Source organism: Pseudomonas sp. Arb-4-2C (assembly GCF_055755015.1).
This window is the reverse complement of record NZ_CM146899.1, coordinates 3,946,963-3,964,562: the sequence shown is the minus strand read 5'-3', so window position 1 is coordinate 3,964,562 and position 17,600 is coordinate 3,946,963. Positions and strand designations below refer to the sequence as shown.

The 17,600-nt window shown below is 57.2% G+C and carries 15 protein-coding genes; 12 read left to right on the top strand and 3 right to left on the bottom strand.

Annotation, left to right across the window (positions count from 1 at the left end; translation table 11 throughout):
* The 8 genes from AC0J41_RS17860 to fabF all read left to right on the top strand — a co-directional run bounded on the left by AC0J41_RS17860 (position 1) and on the right by fabF (position 10,168).
* Complete coding sequence (locus AC0J41_RS17860; protein ID WP_473013203.1) at positions 1-1,617, top strand: glycosyltransferase; 1,617 nt, start codon at positions 1-3, stop codon at positions 1,615-1,617.
* 11 nt (positions 1,618-1,628) lie between these two features.
* Entirely contained in the window at positions 1,629-2,885 is a 1,257-nt protein-coding gene (locus AC0J41_RS17855) for a glycosyltransferase family protein (RefSeq protein WP_367085301.1), read from the top strand.
* A 122-nt stretch (positions 2,886-3,007) separates the two neighbouring features.
* Positions 3,008-4,183, top strand: a complete 1,176-nt coding sequence (locus AC0J41_RS17850) for an acyltransferase family protein (RefSeq protein WP_473013202.1) — start codon at positions 3,008-3,010, stop codon at positions 4,181-4,183.
* A 117-nt stretch (positions 4,184-4,300) separates the two neighbouring features.
* Positions 4,301-5,332: an MraY family glycosyltransferase gene (locus AC0J41_RS17845; protein WP_473013201.1), complete on the top strand. Its 1,032-nt coding sequence runs from the start codon at positions 4,301-4,303 to the stop codon at positions 5,330-5,332.
* Between the two features lie 93 nt (positions 5,333-5,425).
* Positions 5,426-7,420 carry a polysaccharide biosynthesis protein gene (locus AC0J41_RS17840; RefSeq protein WP_473013200.1) on the top strand — a complete coding sequence of 665 codons (1,995 nt, stop codon included), beginning with the start codon at positions 5,426-5,428 and terminating at the stop codon, positions 7,418-7,420.
* 112 nt (positions 7,421-7,532) lie between these two features.
* The gene (locus AC0J41_RS17835) at positions 7,533-7,868 is read left to right on the top strand and encodes a ComEA family DNA-binding protein (RefSeq protein WP_473013199.1); all 336 of its coding nucleotides are present in this window, start codon (positions 7,533-7,535) and stop codon (positions 7,866-7,868) included.
* 210 nt (positions 7,869-8,078) lie between these two features.
* Positions 8,079-8,876 (top strand): SDR family NAD(P)-dependent oxidoreductase, encoded by a 798-nt coding sequence (locus tag AC0J41_RS17830; RefSeq protein ID WP_473013198.1) that lies wholly within the window; start codon positions 8,079-8,081, stop codon positions 8,874-8,876.
* Between the two features lie 17 nt (positions 8,877-8,893).
* Entirely contained in the window at positions 8,894-10,168 is a 1,275-nt protein-coding gene (fabF, locus tag AC0J41_RS17825; RefSeq protein WP_473013197.1) for a beta-ketoacyl-ACP synthase II, read from the top strand.
* Here fabF and AC0J41_RS17820 read toward each other — a convergent pair.
* The 3 genes from AC0J41_RS17820 to eat form a co-directional block, all read right to left on the bottom strand.
* The gene (locus tag AC0J41_RS17820; RefSeq protein WP_473013196.1) at positions 10,165-10,719 is read right to left on the bottom strand and encodes a TetR/AcrR family transcriptional regulator; all 555 of its coding nucleotides are present in this window, start codon (positions 10,717-10,719) and stop codon (positions 10,165-10,167) included. The genes fabF and AC0J41_RS17820 overlap by 4 nt on opposite strands.
* A 181-nt stretch (positions 10,720-10,900) precedes the next feature.
* Complete coding sequence (locus tag AC0J41_RS17815; RefSeq protein ID WP_003226857.1) at positions 10,901-11,068, bottom strand: DUF2897 family protein; 168 nt, start codon at positions 11,066-11,068, stop codon at positions 10,901-10,903.
* A 127-nt stretch (positions 11,069-11,195) separates the two neighbouring features.
* Positions 11,196-12,560: an ethanolamine permease gene (gene eat, locus AC0J41_RS17810; RefSeq protein ID WP_473013195.1), complete on the bottom strand. Its 1,365-nt coding sequence runs from the start codon at positions 12,558-12,560 to the stop codon at positions 11,196-11,198.
* Positions 12,561-12,959: 399 nt separating this feature from the next.
* On the opposite strand from eat, the gene kdpF reads away from it, so the two are divergent.
* From kdpF to kdpC, 4 genes are all read left to right on the top strand, one after another.
* On the top strand, positions 12,960-13,049 hold the full coding sequence (gene kdpF / locus AC0J41_RS17805; protein ID WP_007963673.1) for a K(+)-transporting ATPase subunit F: 90 nt from the start codon (positions 12,960-12,962) through the stop codon (positions 13,047-13,049).
* A gap of 8 nt (positions 13,050-13,057) precedes the next feature.
* Complete coding sequence (gene kdpA / locus AC0J41_RS17800) at positions 13,058-14,752, top strand: potassium-transporting ATPase subunit KdpA (RefSeq protein WP_473013194.1); 1,695 nt, start codon at positions 13,058-13,060, stop codon at positions 14,750-14,752.
* Positions 14,753-14,762: 10 nt separating this feature from the next.
* A complete protein-coding gene (gene kdpB, locus AC0J41_RS17795; protein ID WP_473013193.1) occupies positions 14,763-16,820 on the top strand; it encodes a potassium-transporting ATPase subunit KdpB in 2,058 nt (685 codons plus the stop codon).
* A 228-nt stretch (positions 16,821-17,048) separates the two neighbouring features.
* Positions 17,049-17,594: a potassium-transporting ATPase subunit KdpC gene (gene kdpC, locus AC0J41_RS17790; protein ID WP_025113113.1), complete on the top strand. Its 546-nt coding sequence runs from the start codon at positions 17,049-17,051 to the stop codon at positions 17,592-17,594.
* Positions 17,595-17,600: the final 6 nt, after the last annotated feature.

The following is a 17,600-nucleotide window of genomic DNA, read 5'->3' as shown; positions in this document are numbered from 1 at the left end:
GTGGAAAAGCTACATTGGTCCGTTGATTCGTTAGTACTGCGGAACCAGACTTATTTTGGATTTGGCTGGGCTTTTCACGAAGAGAAGGTGATCGTAGGCGTTAAACTGGCGGTCAAGACCAAAAATGGCTCTTTTCAAGCAATTCCAGCTAGCTACGGGAATCCGAGGGAAGATGTCTCCTCTCATTTTTCCGGCAAGCAAAATGCCTTGCATTCCGGTTTTGTAATGTATGGTAGTTGTAAAACCGATGCCGAAAGTGGTGATAACTTATTTCTTTTGATTGAGTTTGCCGATGGTACTTCGGTAGAACTTCCTGTCTCGGTTTCCTCGCTAATTTCTTTAGAGAAAACGTCAGCCAATGCGTTGCCATTGGCGAAACAGTTTTGGGCGTTTTTCAAACGTGGCTTGTCGTTGATCAGGCAGTTGAAGTTTAAATTGTTGGTCGAGAAAATCCAGCGATATACTCGTAACCGTCCTTCGGGTTCGTTAAATGATGTGTCGAACGCACGCGATCAGTTGGGTGTTACGGGCTCGCAATCCTCGGTCCTGATTATTGATCATGATCTGGGTGGCGGTGCCAACCATTATCGCGAACGCCTGGTCGCAGAAAAAATTCAGGAAGGGAAAGTTGTTTATATTTTCAGCTTCCATATTGCCACATTGTCTTATGTTCTCATGGTCAGGAAAGGCGCGACGAGTGAGACATTGTCGATTCCCGGCTACGAGTTTCTGATCGAGCTGTGCAAGTCGCTGAAGATTGACGAGATCGTCTACAATACGGGCGTTTCATTTGCACGCTCGGAAGAGATCCCACAACTTATTATTGAACTGAAAAAAGAGCTCAATTCAAAGTTGTTGTTGCTGGTCCACGATTTTTTCATGGTGTGTCCTTCACACTTCCTGATTGATGACACCAACAAGTATTGTGGTATCCCCGACCTTAGCAAGTGCCAGTCGTGCTTGTTGAATAACCACAACGGTTTTACTTCGCTGTTCAGTGCTCGAGATATGCATCAGTGGCGAGCGCTGTGGGGAACTGTCCTCAGTGTTGCGGATGAGGTGCGTACCTTCTCCACCAACACGCTGGAACTGCTGTGCAAGGCTTATCCATCTATTGATTTGTCGCGCGCCGTGGTCAAGCCGCATGTGGTTGAATACATCGATTTTGGCGCAGTGAAACCTTCCCAGACCTCCGAACTCAGAATCGGGGTGGTGGGGCAGATCGGGCTCCATAAAGGGGCTCAGATTGTCCAGCGTTTGTCTGAAGAGATCATGAGTCAGCAGCTTGACATCAAGATTGTCATCATCGGTTCGATCGAGACGCAGTGTGATGCGTCGGTGGTTACACAAACCGGCCACTACAAGCATGACGATCTGGCAAAATTGATCGAATCTTCGGGCGTGAATGTCATGCTGTTCCCGTCCATTTGGCCAGAAACGTTCTCTTACGTCGTCCAAGAGTTGATGGAAATGAAATTGCCCGTAGCCAGTTTTGATCTAGGGGCACCCGCAGAACGTCTTGCCAGCTATCAAAAAGCGCTCATACTCAAGAACTTCGACGTGCCGTCAGTTCTGAGTGAGCTGGTAATGTTTCATAAAAGAATTTATTCGGTTTAGGAGTATTGGAAATGACTCAAGTGCACGTTTTCACCAGCGCGGCATTCAACTACATTCCAAAAGTGAGGATGTTGTTCAATTCGCTGCGTGAGCACCATCCAGAATGGCGCCTGCATTTGGCTCTGGCTGATGAGTTGCGTGACAATATTGACCTGAGCAGCGAGCCTTTCGACGAGGTTATTCCCCTCAGCGAATTGAATATTCCACACTGGAAAGCCTGGGCGTTCTGCCACACCATCGTTGAGCTCGCCACAGCCATCAAGCCATTCACGTTGTCACGACTGCTCGCGTTGCCGGATACCGCCAAAGTTATCTATCTGGATCCGGACACCGTTGCCTTCTCGCGCCTGGATGACATCGTTGCTGCACTCGATGAGTCCAATGTCGTGTTGACGCCACACCAGATTACACCTGAGTCCAGCCTTGCCGCGGTGATGGACAACGAAATCTGCAGCCTGAAGCACGGTGTCTACAACCTGGGCTTCGCCGCCGTTGCAGCAACAGATACCGGTAAAGCCTTCGCCAACTGGTGGGGTGAGCGGATTTATCACTTCTGCCGTGCCGATATCCCGAATGGCCTGTTTACCGACCAGAAGTGGATCGATCTGGTACCTGCGCTGTTTGAAGGTGTGGCGATCATGCGCACACCTCGCCATAACGTCGCACCATGGAACCTGACCACCCGTGAAATCACTATTGATGACAACGGGACTTACCTGGTGAACGGCGAGCCTTTGGGCTTTTATCACTTCACCGGTTTTGACAGCGGTGCTCACCGCGTCATGGCAGCGAAAAATGGCGGTACCAACTCGGCAGTCAGCAAGCTGGTTAACTGGTACGACGATGAAACCAAGAAGCTGGCGGAAGATCCGCTTGCCAAAGAAGTGTGGGCCTACGGTCAATACTCTGATGGCACTCCGATCAGCAAGGGCGCCCGCGCTGTTTATCGTGAGCGTATCGACTTGCAGCGTGCGTTCCCGGAACCGTTCGATGCCACCGGTTACAAGGCTTGGTGGGAAACTCAGGGTAAGGTCGAATACCCGCAGTTCCACGACAAGAAGCAAGAAGCGGCAGCGTTGCTCGAGTTCTCGCGAGTGCTGACCCCAGGTTTTCGTGGTGGTATGGAGACCGTGGACTGGTCGCGCCTGGGTGGCCTGCTGAAGCAATCCATCATGAATCCGAGAACCGGTGGCGAGATGGCCAAGAAGGGCTGGGAAGTCCTGCGCAACCAGGGTCTTCGGGGTTTGAAGAATAAGCTCTTGGGTTAATGTTGCACATCGGCTAGCCCGTCATGCGGGCTGGCCGATTTTTTTATTGTCCTGTGTCCTGAGAATGGAATGAAGTCAGACGCACAGGGTAGTTCGACTCACACTGGCTTGATATTGCGATTATGACTACGGAAATTTTACAGCAGCGTCGATCTTTGCACTTTCCCTTGATCGATTTGTTAAGGGGATTTGCAGCTATATCTGTAGTGATTTATCACATCATCGAACACTTCTCATGGAAGGCGTTTCCAGCTGAGGGTATTTTGAGCTGGTTTCGAATTGGCTGGATGGGAGTTGACCTTTTTTTTGTAATTTCGGGTCTGGTGATCGGCCTCGCAGCGTTTTCAGGCATTGATAAGTTCGGTCCGCAAGGGTTTCGCGCGGATTTCATCCGGCGTCGTATCGCCCGGATCGTGCCACTTCATTACCTGACCATGCTTGTTTTCATCGCTTTCATTATGCCTGAGGTCATGTTTCAGGGATTTTGGGCAAATCTGCTTACGCATTTGTTTTTCCTGCATAACCTCTTTCCCGCCTTTCACGGTGCAATAAACGGCAGCAACTGGTCGCTGGGGACCGAGATGCAGTTTTACGCACTGATGGTGGTGGTTTCCCCGTGGCTGTACGTCGCTCGCATCTGGAAAGTGCTGTTTGCGTTTTTGATGGTGGCCTGGGCGTGGCGGTTGGGGACGGTCTGGTTTGTCGAGCCTGATGCAATGGGACCCTTCAAGATCTTTTTGGTCTCGACACAGTTGCCGGGGATGCTGGATGAATTCGCCATCGGTATTGTGATGGCAAAGTTGTTTCGCAGTGACTTGGGGCACAGGATTTTTGACTACTGTCAGAAGCTGCCTGTTGCGCTGGGCGTATGTGCCGTCGCCGCCGCAGTGTTTTATTTGATGCTTTCCATCTATTGGAAACACGCCAGTTTCTGGGACATCCCGGTGATGGTCGTGTTGTTCCGAACCTTCATTGCAGTATCATTTGGCATGATCATTTTTGCTGCCTGCGTGATTACCCCAAGCGTCCAGGTCAAGCGCCTGTTGTGGCCGCTCACTTATCTGGGAGAGATCTCCTTCGGCATCTACCTCTGGCATCTTCCTGTGCTGCTTTCGCTCAAGCGTCTGAATTGGCTGAGCTTTGAACAAATTGTAGTGTTGGCTCTGGTGTTGACCATTACGCTGGCGTCCGTGTCCTGGCATTTCTTTGAGCGTCCACTGATGCAGAAATATGCCCGTTCGACTAAGAAAGTGTCGGTTCAGGAGTCTGTGCCGCAAGTGGAAAAAGCCGCTGTATAGGGGGCTAAAGATAAATGTGTTTCCAGTAACTGTTTTCTTTGCACATATCAGCGAAGTCACAATTACTGCGAAACACGGTGTCCTTGGTCGACGAGAATTACAGGGTGACGGATTGTGATGGATTATTATTTTTTGTGGATGCTGTTGATCCTGGTCATGTCGTTTGCACTGACACTTTACTTGCGTCATTACGCGCTGCACCGAAAACTTCTGGATGTCCCCAATTCGCGTAGTTCCCACTCAGTACCGACTCCACGTGGTGGTGGTGTGGCGTTTGTATTGACGTATCTTGTATTTCTGACACTTGCGTGGTTTTTCTCAAAGGTCGATAGTTCGACGCTTATGAGTAGCGCGGGAGCAGGGGCGCTCGTCGCAATAATTGGCTTTATCGATGACCATCGCCATATAGCTGCGCGTTGGCGCCTGATCGGACACTTCACAGCAGCCGTTTTGGTCATTGCTCCACTCGGTCCATTTCCAACGATCACGATGGCGGGTTTTGCGCTCGATATGGGCGTGATCGGGCTGGTGCTGTCTGCCGTCTATCTGGTCTGGATGCTGAATCTCTACAACTTCATGGATGGCATCGATGGAATCGCCGCAGTCGAAGCGGTGACAACCTGTCTGGGGATGGTTGTGCTGTACAGCATCACGCAGCATTTCGAGCTGATCCTGGCACCGCTGTTACTTGCCACCTGTGTTGCCGGCTTTCTGATTTTGAATTTCCCGCCTGCGAAGATATTCATGGGTGATGCTGGCAGTGGCTTCCTCGGCGTTGTGTTGGCCGGACTCTCGCTTCAGGCCGCATTCAAGCAACCCGAGTTAATCTGGCCGTGGTTGATCCTGATGGGGGTGTTTATCGTTGACGCGACATTTACTCTTTTGAGGCGTTTGCTGCGGGGCGACAAAGTGTATGAGGCTCATCGTTCGCATGCTTATCAGTTTGCCTCTCGTCAGGTGGGTAAACATCTGCCGGTTACGCTGTGCGTAGGATTGATTAATCTTTTCTGGTTGCTGCCCATTGCATTCTGCGTTGTGCGGCTTGATTTTCCGGGGCTGGCCGGCGTGGTGTTGGCTTATGTTCCACTGGTACTGCTGGCTATTAAATATCACGCCGGTGCACTGGAAGGCGCCACTCAAGGACCATGACAATGGCGCATCCGGCTGACGGGTGCTGTATTCTTCAGGGATATTGCCTGAGTCGTGGACTTAGTATCGAAAGTTGATGAGAACGAAAGCATTATGGATAGATTTCGGGCTTTGTTACTTGGGTTACCTCGCCGCAAGAAAAGGCTGATTCAGGTAGCCACCGATGTCGTACTCGTTTGGTTGGCGCTTTGGCTGGCCTTCATTGTGCGCCTTGGTGTCGACGATATGTACAACCCTCTCAGGGCGCATTTTTGGCTGTTCGTATCAGCGCCGCTGATCGCGATTCCGCTCTTTGTGCGTTTTGGCATGTATCGGGCAGTCATGCGCTACTTTGGCAACGATGCCTTGATCGCTATCGTCAAGGCCGTGAGCCTTTCGTCGTTGATCCTGGCCCTCGTGGTGTTCTGGTACAGCAATCACGAAGCCGTTGTCCCGCGTTCCATCATCTTCAATTATTGGTGGTTGAGCCTGGTCATCATCGGCGGTCTGCGCTTATTCATGCGTCAGTACTTTATGGGCGACTGGTTTACCGCAGCGCAGCATGTCCCCTTTGCCAATCGTGATGACGGCCTTACCAAGGTTGCGATTTACGGTGCCGGTGTCGCCGGCAATCAATTGGTGGCTGCACTACGCATGGGCCGCGTCATGCGTCCGGTCGCTTTTCTTGATGATGATGCTGGTATTGCCGAGCGTTCCATTTCGGGTCTTCAGGTCTACAAGCCCAAGCATATCCAGCAGATGATCGATATGACGGGTGCGCAGGAGATTCTTCTCGCGCTGCCATCGTCGACCCGTGCTCGGCGCAGGGAAATCCTCAATATGCTGGAAGGTTTCCCGCTCCATGTTCGCAGCGTACCCAATTTCACCGATCTGGCCAGTGGCCGAGTCAAGGTCGAGGATATCCAGGAGGTCGACATTGCCGACTTGCTGGGACGCGATGCCGTGCCAGCACAGCCTGACCTGCTTGAACGCTGTATCAAGGGCAAGACTGTCATGGTCACTGGGGCTGGGGGGTCGATCGGTGCCGAGTTGTGCAGGCAGATATTTTCGCTAGGCCCGACCACGCTTTTACTGTTCGAACACAGTGAGTTCAATCTTTACAGCATTCTTTCCGAACTGGAGCCGCGCTGCATCCGTGAATCAATTTCTGTGCGCTTGCTGCCCATCCTTGGCTCCATCCGCCATCAGGACAAATTGCTTGATGTGATGAAGACCTGGAAGGTTGATACGGTTTATCACGCGGCTGCGTATAAACATGTGCCAATGGTTGAGCACAACATTGCCGAAGGCGTGCTGAACAATGTCATTGGTACGTTGAACACTGCCCAGGCCGCGTTGCAGTCCGGTGTGTCGAACTTCGTACTGATCTCGACCGACAAGGCCGTTCGCCCAACCAATGTAATGGGCAGCACCAAACGACTTGCCGAGCTGACACTGCAGGCATTGAGCCGTGAGGTTGCTCCGGTCCTGTTCGGCGACAAAGCCAACGTTTCCCGGGTCAACAAGACACGTTTCACCATGGTCCGCTTCGGCAATGTATTGGGATCGTCCGGGTCAGTGATTCCACTGTTTCACAGCCAGATCAAGTCCGGCGGCCCGCTGACCGTCACGCACCCGAAAATCACCCGCTATTTCATGACCATTCCCGAAGCGGCCCAACTGGTCATCCAGGCAGGTTCGATGGGGCAGGGCGGCGATGTCTTTGTGCTTGATATGGGCGAGCCGGTAAAAATCGTCGAGCTGGCAGAGAAAATGATCCATTTGTCGGGATTGAGCATTCGTTCCGATCGCAATCCTCAGGGCGATATCTCAATCGAATTCACCGGATTGCGACCTGGTGAAAAGCTCTACGAGGAGTTGTTGATCGGCGATAACGTGGCGGCCACGCCCCATCCGATGATCATGACAGCCAATGAAGACCATCTGCCTTGGGATGCACTCAAGGTCAAGTTGAACGATCTGCTCGCTGCGGTAGATAGGGACGACTATTCCCGAGTTCGCCAACTCCTGCGCGAAACCGTCAGCGGTTATACCCCCGATGGCGAAATCGTCGACTGGATTTACCAGCAGCGCCGCCTCGAACCCTGATTGTTTCACATCCTGTAATAGACGCATTTTTGACACCTGTCCTCCATGGCCTAGGTTTGTAAGAGCAGCTTGGGAAAAGCTGCTTTCTCAAACCATGTCATGGAGCGTCATTATGCGTAACGGTTTTTTCTACTCTCTGGTTTTTGCTCTGCTTACTGGTGCTTCAGTTGCCGTAATTGCAGCGCCTGCTGTTACTTCTTCCACCGAAAAGGCGCCGATGGTGACTGATGCCCAGGCGCAGTCCCCGAGTGAAAAGGTCGATCTCAACGGTGCAGATGCGGCAACTCTGCAAAAGCAATTGTCCGGGATAGGCGAGGCGAAGGCCAAAGCGATTGTTGCGTACCGTGATGCTAATGGGCCATTCGCGTCGGTGGATGAGCTGCTGGAAGTCAAAGGCATCGGCAAGGCGATTCTCGATCGCAATCGCGAGAAGCTGGAAGTGAACTAAGCTGATTATTCAACGCCAAGGGGCCGGTCATTGACCGGCCTTTCTGTTTTCGGATGCCGGAAATTCGGTGGAGGGAGGCTCACGCGTCTGTCGGTGAGTTGAAAATTATGGGTATCATATTACCTTGGTATTATGCCGATAATAAATTCCGTCGCCTCCAGACCTGTGTGGGTTGGAGGTTAATGTTCCCCCTGTTTCAGGAGCACCCTCATGAATTCGGTTCAGTCTCAAGGTACCGCTGTTGTCACCGGTGCATCGTCCGGTATCGGTGCCGTTTACGCACAGCGGCTGGCGGCGCGGGGCTTTGATCTGCTGCTGGTGGCCCGTGATCAGCAACGTCTGCAAAGTGCCGCGAGCCAATTGCGCGAGGCCCATGGTGTTCAGGTCGAAGTGCTCAAAGCTGATCTGACGCGAAAGGATGATCTGCTGAAACTCCAGCAGCGCCTGCGCAGTGATTCGAGCATCAGCCTGTTGGTGAACAACGCCGGTGTGGCAGCCAATGGTCTGTTGGCCGATGCTGACGCCGAGCAACTGGAGCGCCTGATCCAGTTGAACGTCACCGCCGTGACCCTGTTGGCTGCGGCGGCTGCCGCCAGTTTCACTCAGGCTGGTCGTGGCACGATCATCAACATTGCCTCGGTGGTGGCGCTGTTTCCCGAGCGTTTCAACGCGACCTACAGCGCCAGCAAAGCCTACGTGTTAAGCCTGACCCAGTCGCTCAACACCGAACTCGAAGGCACCGGCGTAAAGGTACAAGCGGTATTACCGGGCGTTACCCGCACCGAAATCTGGGAGCGCTCGGGCATTGATGCCAGTGGCATTCCGGCGGAGATGGTGATGGAGGCGGGTGAGATGGTCGATGCGGCGCTGGCCGGTCTGGATCAGGGCGAGTTGATCACCATCCCGTCGCTGCCTGACGAAGGTGAATGGCAGTCCTTTGTTCGTGCCCGGCATGTCATGGCGCCGAACCTGTCGCGCAGTTCGGCAGCCCAACGCTACAAGAACTGATCAGAGGTAACTGTGGTATGAGTCAACGTCGAATTGTTGTTACCGGCATGGGGCTGGTTTCTCCTTTGGGCAGTGATGTCGAGATTGTCTGGCAGCGCTTGCTGGCCGGGCGTTCCGGCCTGCGTAACTTACCGGACACGGTGATCGCTGATCTGCCGACCCGCGTCGGCGGCGTAGTACCGGCAATGGCGGAGGATGCCGAGGCCGGTTTCGATCCGGATCGTGCCACGCCACCCAAAGAGCAGAAGAAGATGGATCGCTTCATCCTGTTTGCCATGGAGGCGGCGCGGCAGGCGTTGGCGCAGGCCGGTTGGCACCCGACCGAGGACAAGGATCAGGTGCGCACCGCGACCATCATCGGTTCCGGTGTGGGCGGATTCGGTGCGATAGCTGACGCGGTGCGCACCACCGACAGTCGCGGTCCGCGTCGTCTGTCGCCGTTCACCATTCCATCGTTTCTGGTCAATCTTGCCGCTGGACACGTGTCGATCGAGCACGGATTGAAAGGCGCACTGGGGGCACCGGTAACTGCTTGTGCCGCCGGGGTTCAGGCGATTGGCGATGCGGCCCGCCTGATTCGCGCAGGCGAGGCGGATATAGCGGTGTGCGGCGGGGCGGAGGCGTGCATCGATCGGGTAAGCCTGGCCGGTTTTGCAGCGGCGCGAGCACTGTCCAGCGGTTACAACGACACCCCCGAACGCGCCTCACGGCCGTTCGACAGTGGGCGCGATGGCTTTGTGATGGGCGAGGGCGCGGGCCTGTTGGTGATCGAATCGCTGGAGCATGCGCTGGCACGTGGAGCGCAGCCCTTGGCCGAGCTGGTCGGTTATGGCACTACCGCCGATGCCTATCACCTCACCGCCGGGCCGGAGGACGGTAGCGGAGCACGTCGTGCCATGGCGCTGGCATTGGCGCAGGGCGGTGTCACGCCCGATCAGGTGCAGCATCTCAATGCACATGCGACCTCCACGCCGGTCGGCGATCTTGGCGAGTTGGCAGCCATCAAGGGGTTGTTCGGCACAGAGAATAAAATCGCCGTGACCTCGACCAAGTCAGCCACTGGGCATTTGCTCGGGGCAGCGGGCGGGCTGGAAGCGATCTTCACCCTGTTGGCTATACGCGATCAAATCGTGCCGCCGACGCTCAATTTCGATAACCCCGATCCTGCGAGCGCGGGCGTAGACATCGTCCATGGTCAGGCGCGTTCGATGCCGATCGAATATGCCCTGTCCAACGGTTTCGGCTTTGGCGGGGTGAACGCCAGTGTGCTGTTCAAGCGTTGGCAGGCTTAGTCCTGTGATTGCTTGAGGTGATCGCGAGTGACGTCGAGGATGCGTTGGGCAAATTCGGCGTCAGCGACACTGCGTGACAGCAACAGCGCGCCGACCAGCGTCGACATGATGACGATGGCCTCGTCGGCACTGTTGTCTTTGAGGGTGCTCTCGATCTGGTTCAGTCGGGCAATGAGTACGGCATCACTGGTCGGACTCGGATGGCCGCGCAGGCCCAGTTCTGAAGAGATCGTCGGCAGCGGACAGCCTTCGTGCGGGGAGGTCTGGTGCCATTCGGACAGGTAGGTGTCGATAAACGCGTGCAGCGGGTTTTCCTGGGCGAAGATCTCTGCGCACAAACCGTCGACCTGATTGCTCGCCTCCTGCAGGGCTTTTTCGACCAGTTCGTCCTTGGATTTGAAGTGTGAGTAAAAGCCGCCATGGGTCAGCCCCAGTGCTTTCATCAGCGGCTGCAGACCGGTGGCGCCGATGCCGTCCTTGCGAAATCGCGCCGAAGCTTCCTTGATGATTCGTTGATGGGTCTGAGCTTTATGATCTTGCGAGTAACGCATGTGGAACTCTCCGCAACAAGACCGCCATCTTAACCAAGGAAAATGACATGGTGACTGTACTTCTACTTCTTAATAGCGCGCCGCTCAGTCCAATATGATCCTTGAGGGCACTACCGGACATACGCAGCCAGTAAAAGTCTGTACAAAAACAAACCCCGCCTGTTCCGGCGGGGTTTTTTATTCAACGATCCTGTGCGTCCTTGATGTCCGCTTCGGCGTTGCGCTGCGCAACGCGCTTACGTTCTTCATCGGTCAGTTCGACCTTGTTGGCGGTGTCGCGCAGCATCATCAATCCGCCAACGATCGAGCCGATTGCAACGACCAGAATCAACCAGGCATACCAGGGCATAACGGCTCTCCTTAATGGCAGCTCGACGGGCGAGGGTTTCACCACAGACGCTGCATACCACTTTGAGCGAAGTGAGTTCGCAGTGGTTCCATTCTAGGCCGGTTATGCCCGGTGCACCCGAAATCCCTCAACGGCCCGTCAACATTGCATCCGCTGGGGCGTCAGCACGCAATTGACCGGTCAGCAGGAAGTAGCCGAAGCCGACCGCCATGAAGCCAAGAAAGACCAGCCCGATCAGCGCGTTGAACCAGGCCATGGCGACCAGGCACACCACTGCCAGCACCAGCGCAATCATCGGCACCAACGGATAGCACGGCGCACGGAAAGTACGCTCCAGATTCGGTTCGCACTTACGCAGTTTGAACAGGCTGAGCATGCTCATGATGTACATCACGATAGCGCCGAACACGGCCATGGTGATCATCGCGGCGGTGAGGGTCATGCCGCCGAGGTTGATCAGTCCGTCGCTGTAGATCGCGGCAATGCCGATGATGCCGCCGGCGATGATCGCCCGGTGTGGGGTCTGGAAGCGCGACAGTTTCGCCAGCGAGGCCGGCAAATATCCGGCGCGGGCAAGGGCGAAGAACTGTCGCGAGTAGCCGAGGATGATCCCGTGAAAACTCGCCACCAGACCGAACAGGCCGATCCACACCAGCATGTGCAGCCACCCGGAGTTGTCGCCGACCACGGTTTTCATTGCTTGGGGCAACGGGTCGTTGATGTTTGCCAGCGTGCGCCAGTCACCCACACCACCCGCGAAAAACATCACGCCCATCGCCAGCAGCACCAGCGTCAGGATGCCGCTGATGTAAGCCTTGGGGATCGTGCGCTTGGGATCCTTGGCCTCTTCGGCTGCCATGGCCGCGCCTTCGATGGCGAGGAAAAACCAGATCGCAAACGGAATCGCGGCGAACATCCCGGCAATCGCCGGTGCACCGAACACATCGGAACCGGCCCAGCCATTGAGCGCAAAACTGCTGAAGCTGAACGCCGGCGCGACCACGCCCATGAACACCAGCAATTCGATCACCGCCAGCACGCAAACGATCAGCTCGAACGTCGCCGCCAGTTTCACCCCGAGGATGTTCAGGGTCATGAACACAACGTAGGCACCGACCGCTGCGTGTTTCGGGTCGAGCGCCGGAAATTGCACATTCAGATAAGCACCAATTGCCAGCGCAATAGCCGGTGGTGCGAAGACGAATTCGATCAGCGTCGCCAGCCCGGCGATCAGTCCGCCTTTTTCACCGAACGCGCGCCGGCTGTAGGCGAACGGGCCGCCCGCGTGAGGAATCGCCGTAGTCAGTTCGGTGAAGCTGAAGATGAAGCAGGTGTACATGGTGGCGACCATGAACGAGGTCACCAGAAAGCCCAGCGTGCCGGCCACGCCCCAGCCGTAACTCCAGCCGAAATACTCGCCGGAAATCACCAGCCCGACGGCGATGCCCCACAGGTGCAGGGTGCCCAGCGTGGGTTTGAGTTGTGTGTTCATGCGCGTGCTCCCTGAACGGTTTGGAAAGCTCGGGGGAGGGCGTGTGCAGTGGGCGTGCCATTGCTGTGAAACGAGTCGTAATGAGTTGAAAGCTGTCGTATCGGGGATGTTCGCGGCGCAAGAACGGCTTTTTGTGCGCCAGTTGAGTGCGATGTTGACGGTTATGCCGTCTTCGCGAGCAGGCTCGCTCCCCCAGGGGAATGCATTTCAAATTGTGCGAGCGAGCCTGCTCGCGAAGAGGCCCGGCCTGACGGCGCAAAAACCTGCTGTAACGCCCGCATAAACCCACTCTTTACGCTTTCTTTATGCCCCGCCACACCCCTCGGTCTCGTTCCTTTACAGCCTCCTTTCCGACAATGCCTCCACACGCGGCAATACGCCGTAACACGGAGATCTTCCATGAGCGTTCTGGACGGGGTGTCCCTGCTGTTGGCAGCCGGGCTGTTCATTTATCTGTTGGTTGCGCTGTTGCGCGCGGACCGGAACTAGGAGCGGCTATGCACAGTTATGACTATTGGCTGATCCTCGCGTTTTTCGCGGTGGTCTTGCTGCCGGCGCCGTTCCTCGGGCGCTTCTACTACAAAGTGATGGAAGGTCAGCGCACCTGGCTGACGCCGATTCTCGGCCCGGTCGAGCGCGGCTGCTATCGCATTGCCGGGGTTGATCCACAGGCTGAACAGAGCTGGCAGAAATACACGCTGGCGCTGCTGGCGTTCAACCTCGCCGGTTTCCTGCTGCTGTTCGCGATCCTGTTGTTTCAGGATCACCTGCCGCTGAACCCGCAAAACCTGCCGGGCCAGGAGTGGACTCAGGCATTCAACACCGCGGTCAGTTTCATGACCAACACCAACTGGCAGTCCTACAGCGGTGAAGCGACCCTCAGCTACCTGAGCCAGATGGTCGGTCTCACCGTGCAGAACTTCGTCAGCGCCGCCACCGGCCTCGCCGTGCTGGTTGCGCTGTGCCGTGGCATCGGGCGCAAGTCGACCAAGACCCTGGGCAACTTCTGGGTCGACATGACCCGCGCCACCCTCTACGGCTTGCTGCCACTGTGCCTGCTGCTGGCGTTGTACCTGGTGTGGCAAGGCGTGCCACAAACCTTCGCGCAATACGTCAATGCCGTGACGATGCAGGGTGTTGATCAAGTGATCCCGCTCGGCCCGGCGGCCAGCCAGATTGCGATCAAGCAACTGGGCACCAACGGCGGTGGCTTCTTCGGCGTCAACTCGGCGCATCCGTTCGAGAACCCGACCGCGTGGAGCAACCTGTTCGAAGTCACTTCGATCATTCTGATCCCGGTGGCGCTGGTGTTCACCTTCGGCCATTACGTCAAGGACCAGCGTCAGAGCCGCGCGATCATCGCCTGCATGCTGGCACTGTTCCTGATCGGCGGCGCGACTTCGCTGTGGGCCGAATATCAGCCTAACCCTGCGCTGAACAACGTCGCCGTCGAGCAGACTGCACCGCTGGAAGGCAAGGAAGCGCGCTTCGGCACCACCGCCACCGTGCTGTGGTCGGTGACCACCACCGCCGCGTCGAACGGTTCGGTCAACGGCATGCACGACAGCCTCAACCCGCTCAGTGGCATGGTCGCGCTGGTCAACATGATGGTCGGCGAAGTGATCTTCGGCGGCGTCGGTGCCGGGCTCTACGGCATGTTGCTCAACGTGCTCATCGCGGTGTTCCTCGCCGGCCTGATGATCGGCCGCACCCCCGAATACCTCGGCAAGAAACTGCAGGCGCGGGAAGTGCAATTGCTGGTGGTGACCTTGCTGGTGATGCCGGTTGGCGTGCTGGTCCTCGGCGCCATCGCGGCGGCCCTGCCTGGCCCGGCGGCAACCATCAGCAACCCCGGCCCGCACGGTTTCAGCCAGTTGCTGTACGCCTACACCTCGGCCAGCGCCAACAACGGTTCGGCCTTCGGTGGCCTGAGTGCCAACACGCCGTTCCACAACCTGATGCTCGGTCTGGGCATGTTGATCGGGCGCTTCGGTTACATCCTGCCGGTGCTGGCACTGGCCGGTAGCCTGGCGATGAAGAAAACCGCACCGATCGGCCAGAACAGCTTCCCGACCCATGGCCCGCTGTTCGTGACCTTGTTGACCGTGACCATTTTGCTGGTGGGCGGCCTGACCTTCCTGCCGACCCTGGCGTTGGGCCCAATCGCTGAACATCTGAGCATGGGCTTCTGAGGACTCAATGATGAATATGCCCGCAATCAAACCCGCTGCCATCAAGGCACCGGAACAAGCGAAAACCGCGATCTCGGCCCTGTGGCGCCCGGCGCTGGTGCAAGCGTTCGTCAAGCTCGACCCACGCCAGCTGGTGCGCTCGCCCGTGATGCTGGTGGTCGAACTGACCGCGATCTTCACCACCGTGCTGTGCTTCATCCCGGACAACGTCGTGCCGACTTTCGTCGCTGCGCAGATTGCCCTGTGGCTGTGGTTCACCGTGCTGTTCGCCAACTTCGCCGAAGCCTTGGCCGAAGGTCGCGGCAAGGCCCGCGCCGACAGTCTCAAGGCGGGCAGCGAAGGCCTCAGCGCGCGGCGTAAAATGGCCAATGGCAGCTTCCAGGTGGTGCCCGCTGCCAACCTGCGCAAAGGTGATGTGGTGCGCGTCGAAGCGGGGGAGATGATCCCCGGTGACGGCGAGGTCATCGAAGGCATCGCGGCCGTCAACGAAGCGGCGATCACTGGCGAATCGGCGCCGGTGATTCGCGAGTCCGGCGGCGATCGTTCGGCAGTCACCGGCAACACGCGACTGGTGTCCGACTGGCTGTTGGTGCAGATCACCGCCAACCCGGGTGAATCGACCCTCGACCGCATGATCGCACTGGTCGAAGGCGCCAAACGCCAGAAGACCCCGAACGAAGTTGCGCTGGACATCCTGCTGATCGGTCTGACCCTTATTTTCCTGTTGGTGGTGGTGACCCTGCAGCCGTTCGCCCATTTCGCCAACGGCAACCTGCCGCTGGTGTTCCTGGTGGCGCTGCTGGTCACGCTGATTCCAACCACCATCGGTGGCTTGCTGTCGGCGATTGGTATCGCCGGGATGGACCGTCTGGTGCGCCTGAACGTGATCGCCAAGTCCGGTCGCGCGGTGGAAGCGGCCGGTGACGTGCACGTGCTGCTGCTGGACAAGACCGGCACCATCACCTTCGGCAACCGTCGTTGCAGCGCGGTGTACGCCGCGCCTGGCGTCAATGGTCGCGAACTGGCCGAAGGCGCGTTGTTCGCTTCACTGGCGGATGAAACCGCTGAAGGCAAATCCATCGTTGAATACCTGCGCGGTCTGCACCCACAGCCTGAGCCGACGCTGGACAGCCTGACCGCCGTGCCATTCAGTGCTGAAACCCGTTTGTCCGGTGTCGACTATCAGGGCCGCGTTTACCGCAAGGGTGCAGTGGATTCGTTGCTGGCCTTCCTCGGCCAACAGCGTGCCGATCTGGCGCCTGCGCTGTCGCGGGAAATCGACAAGATCGCCCAGAGTGGCGGCACCCCGTTGCTGGTCTGCGCCGACGGCAAACTGCTCGGTGCGATCCACCTCAAGGACGTGGTCAAGCCGGGCATTCGCGAGCGGTTTGCCGAGCTGCGCAAACTGGGGATTCGCACCGTGATGGTCACCGGTGACAACCCGTTGACCGCAGCGGCCATCGCGGCAGAAGCAGGCGTCGATGACGTGCTCGCTGAAGCTACCCCTGAGAAAAAACTGGCACGCATTCGTCACGAACAGAACGACGGTCGTCTGGTCGCCATGTGCGGCGACGGTGCCAACGACGCGCCAGCGCTGGCCCAGGCGGACGTTGGTATGGCGATGAACGACGGCACGCAAGCCGCACGCGAAGCGGCGAACATGGTCGACCTCGACAGCGACCCGACCAAGCTGCTGGACGTGGTGCAGATCGGCAAGGAATTGCTGGTGACCCGTGGCGCGCTGACGACCTTTTCCATCGCCAACGACGTCGCCAAATACTTCGCGATTCTGCCGGCACTGTTCGCCGCGATTTATCCGCAACTGGGCGTGCTGAACATCATGCACCTGACCAGTCCGCAGAGCGCGATTCTCTCGGCCATTGTTTTCAACGCCTTGATCATCGTGGTGCTGATTCCGCTGGCATTGCGTGGCGTGCGCGTGCAGGCGGCAAGTGCGGCGGCATTGCTGCGCCGCAACCTGCTGATCTACGGACTGGGCGGGATTCTGGTGCCGTTCGTGGGGATCAAGGCGATCGACATGCTGCTGACGGCGCTGCATCTGGTTTGAGACTGAAAGAGCCCCTCACCCTAAACCTTCTTCCTGGGGTAGAGGGGACCGACCGAGGTGTTTGCGGGAGCTGGATCGACCTGAAATACCGAGCCGAACTCAGGTCTTGAACAACACGAGGATCGGCTCCCTTTAACCTCTTCCCCTCGGGGGAGAGGGCTGGGGTGAGGGGGAAGAAATCTCCCTGACACTCCACCCAAGTTGCCCAACGAATTCGAGGATTTTGCAATGTCCACAATGATACGTCCGGCCCTGAGCCTGCTGGTGCTGATGACCCTGATCACCGGCGTGGCCTACCCGCTGGTGGTAACCGGTGTTGCGCAGGTCGCTTTCCCTGAACAGGCCAACGGCAGTCTGGTCCACGACGCCGACGGCAAGGTGCGTGGCTCGGCGCTGATCGCCCAGGATTTCGTCGGTGATGCGTGGTTCCATCCGCGTCCTTCGGCGGGTGCTTTTGCTACGGTTTCCAGCAGTGCCAGCAACCTGGCGCCGAGCAATCCGGCACTGGCCACCCGGGTGATCGACGACGCCAACAAGTTGCAGGTGCCCGGCCAGGGGCCAGTGCCATTGGCGTTGCTGACCACCTCCGGCAGCGGTCTCGATCCGCACTTGCCACCGGCGGCAATTGCCTATCAACTGGCGCGTGTCGCGGCAGCCCGCAACCTGCCGGTGTCGACCTTGCAGCAACTGCTCGATGCGCACATCGAACAACCGCTGGTGGGGCCGCCGGTGGTGAATGTGCTGGAGCTGAACATGGCGCTCGAGAAACTGTAAATCTGC

Bases quoted from the DNA above. Each gene is read 5' to 3' on its own strand.
- AC0J41_RS17845 (WP_473013201.1), top strand. From the start codon at position 4,301: ATGGATTATTATTTTTTGTGGATGCTGTTGATCCTGGTCATGTCGTTT.
- AC0J41_RS17830 (WP_473013198.1), top strand. From the start codon at position 8,079: ATGAATTCGGTTCAGTCTCAAGGTACCGCTGTTGTCACCGGTGCATCG.
- AC0J41_RS17820 (WP_473013196.1), bottom strand. From the start codon at position 10,719: ATGCGTTACTCGCAAGATCATAAAGCTCAGACCCATCAACGAATCATC.
- AC0J41_RS17855 (WP_367085301.1), top strand. From the start codon at position 1,629: ATGACTCAAGTGCACGTTTTCACCAGCGCGGCATTCAACTACATTCCA.
- kdpA (WP_473013194.1), top strand. From the start codon at position 13,058: ATGCACAGTTATGACTATTGGCTGATCCTCGCGTTTTTCGCGGTGGTC.
- AC0J41_RS17850 (WP_473013202.1), top strand. From the start codon at position 3,008: ATGACTACGGAAATTTTACAGCAGCGTCGATCTTTGCACTTTCCCTTG.
- fabF (WP_473013197.1), top strand. From the start codon at position 8,894: ATGAGTCAACGTCGAATTGTTGTTACCGGCATGGGGCTGGTTTCTCCT.
- AC0J41_RS17815 (WP_003226857.1), bottom strand. From the start codon at position 11,068: ATGCCCTGGTATGCCTGGTTGATTCTGGTCGTTGCAATCGGCTCGATC.
- AC0J41_RS17835 (WP_473013199.1), top strand. From the start codon at position 7,533: ATGCGTAACGGTTTTTTCTACTCTCTGGTTTTTGCTCTGCTTACTGGT.
- kdpC (WP_025113113.1), top strand. From the start codon at position 17,049: ATGTCCACAATGATACGTCCGGCCCTGAGCCTGCTGGTGCTGATGACC.
- eat (WP_473013195.1), bottom strand. From the start codon at position 12,560: ATGAACACACAACTCAAACCCACGCTGGGCACCCTGCACCTGTGGGGC.
- kdpF (WP_007963673.1), top strand. From the start codon at position 12,960: ATGAGCGTTCTGGACGGGGTGTCCCTGCTGTTGGCAGCCGGGCTGTTC.
- kdpB (WP_473013193.1), top strand. From the start codon at position 14,763: ATGAATATGCCCGCAATCAAACCCGCTGCCATCAAGGCACCGGAACAA.
- AC0J41_RS17840 (WP_473013200.1), top strand. From the start codon at position 5,426: ATGGATAGATTTCGGGCTTTGTTACTTGGGTTACCTCGCCGCAAGAAA.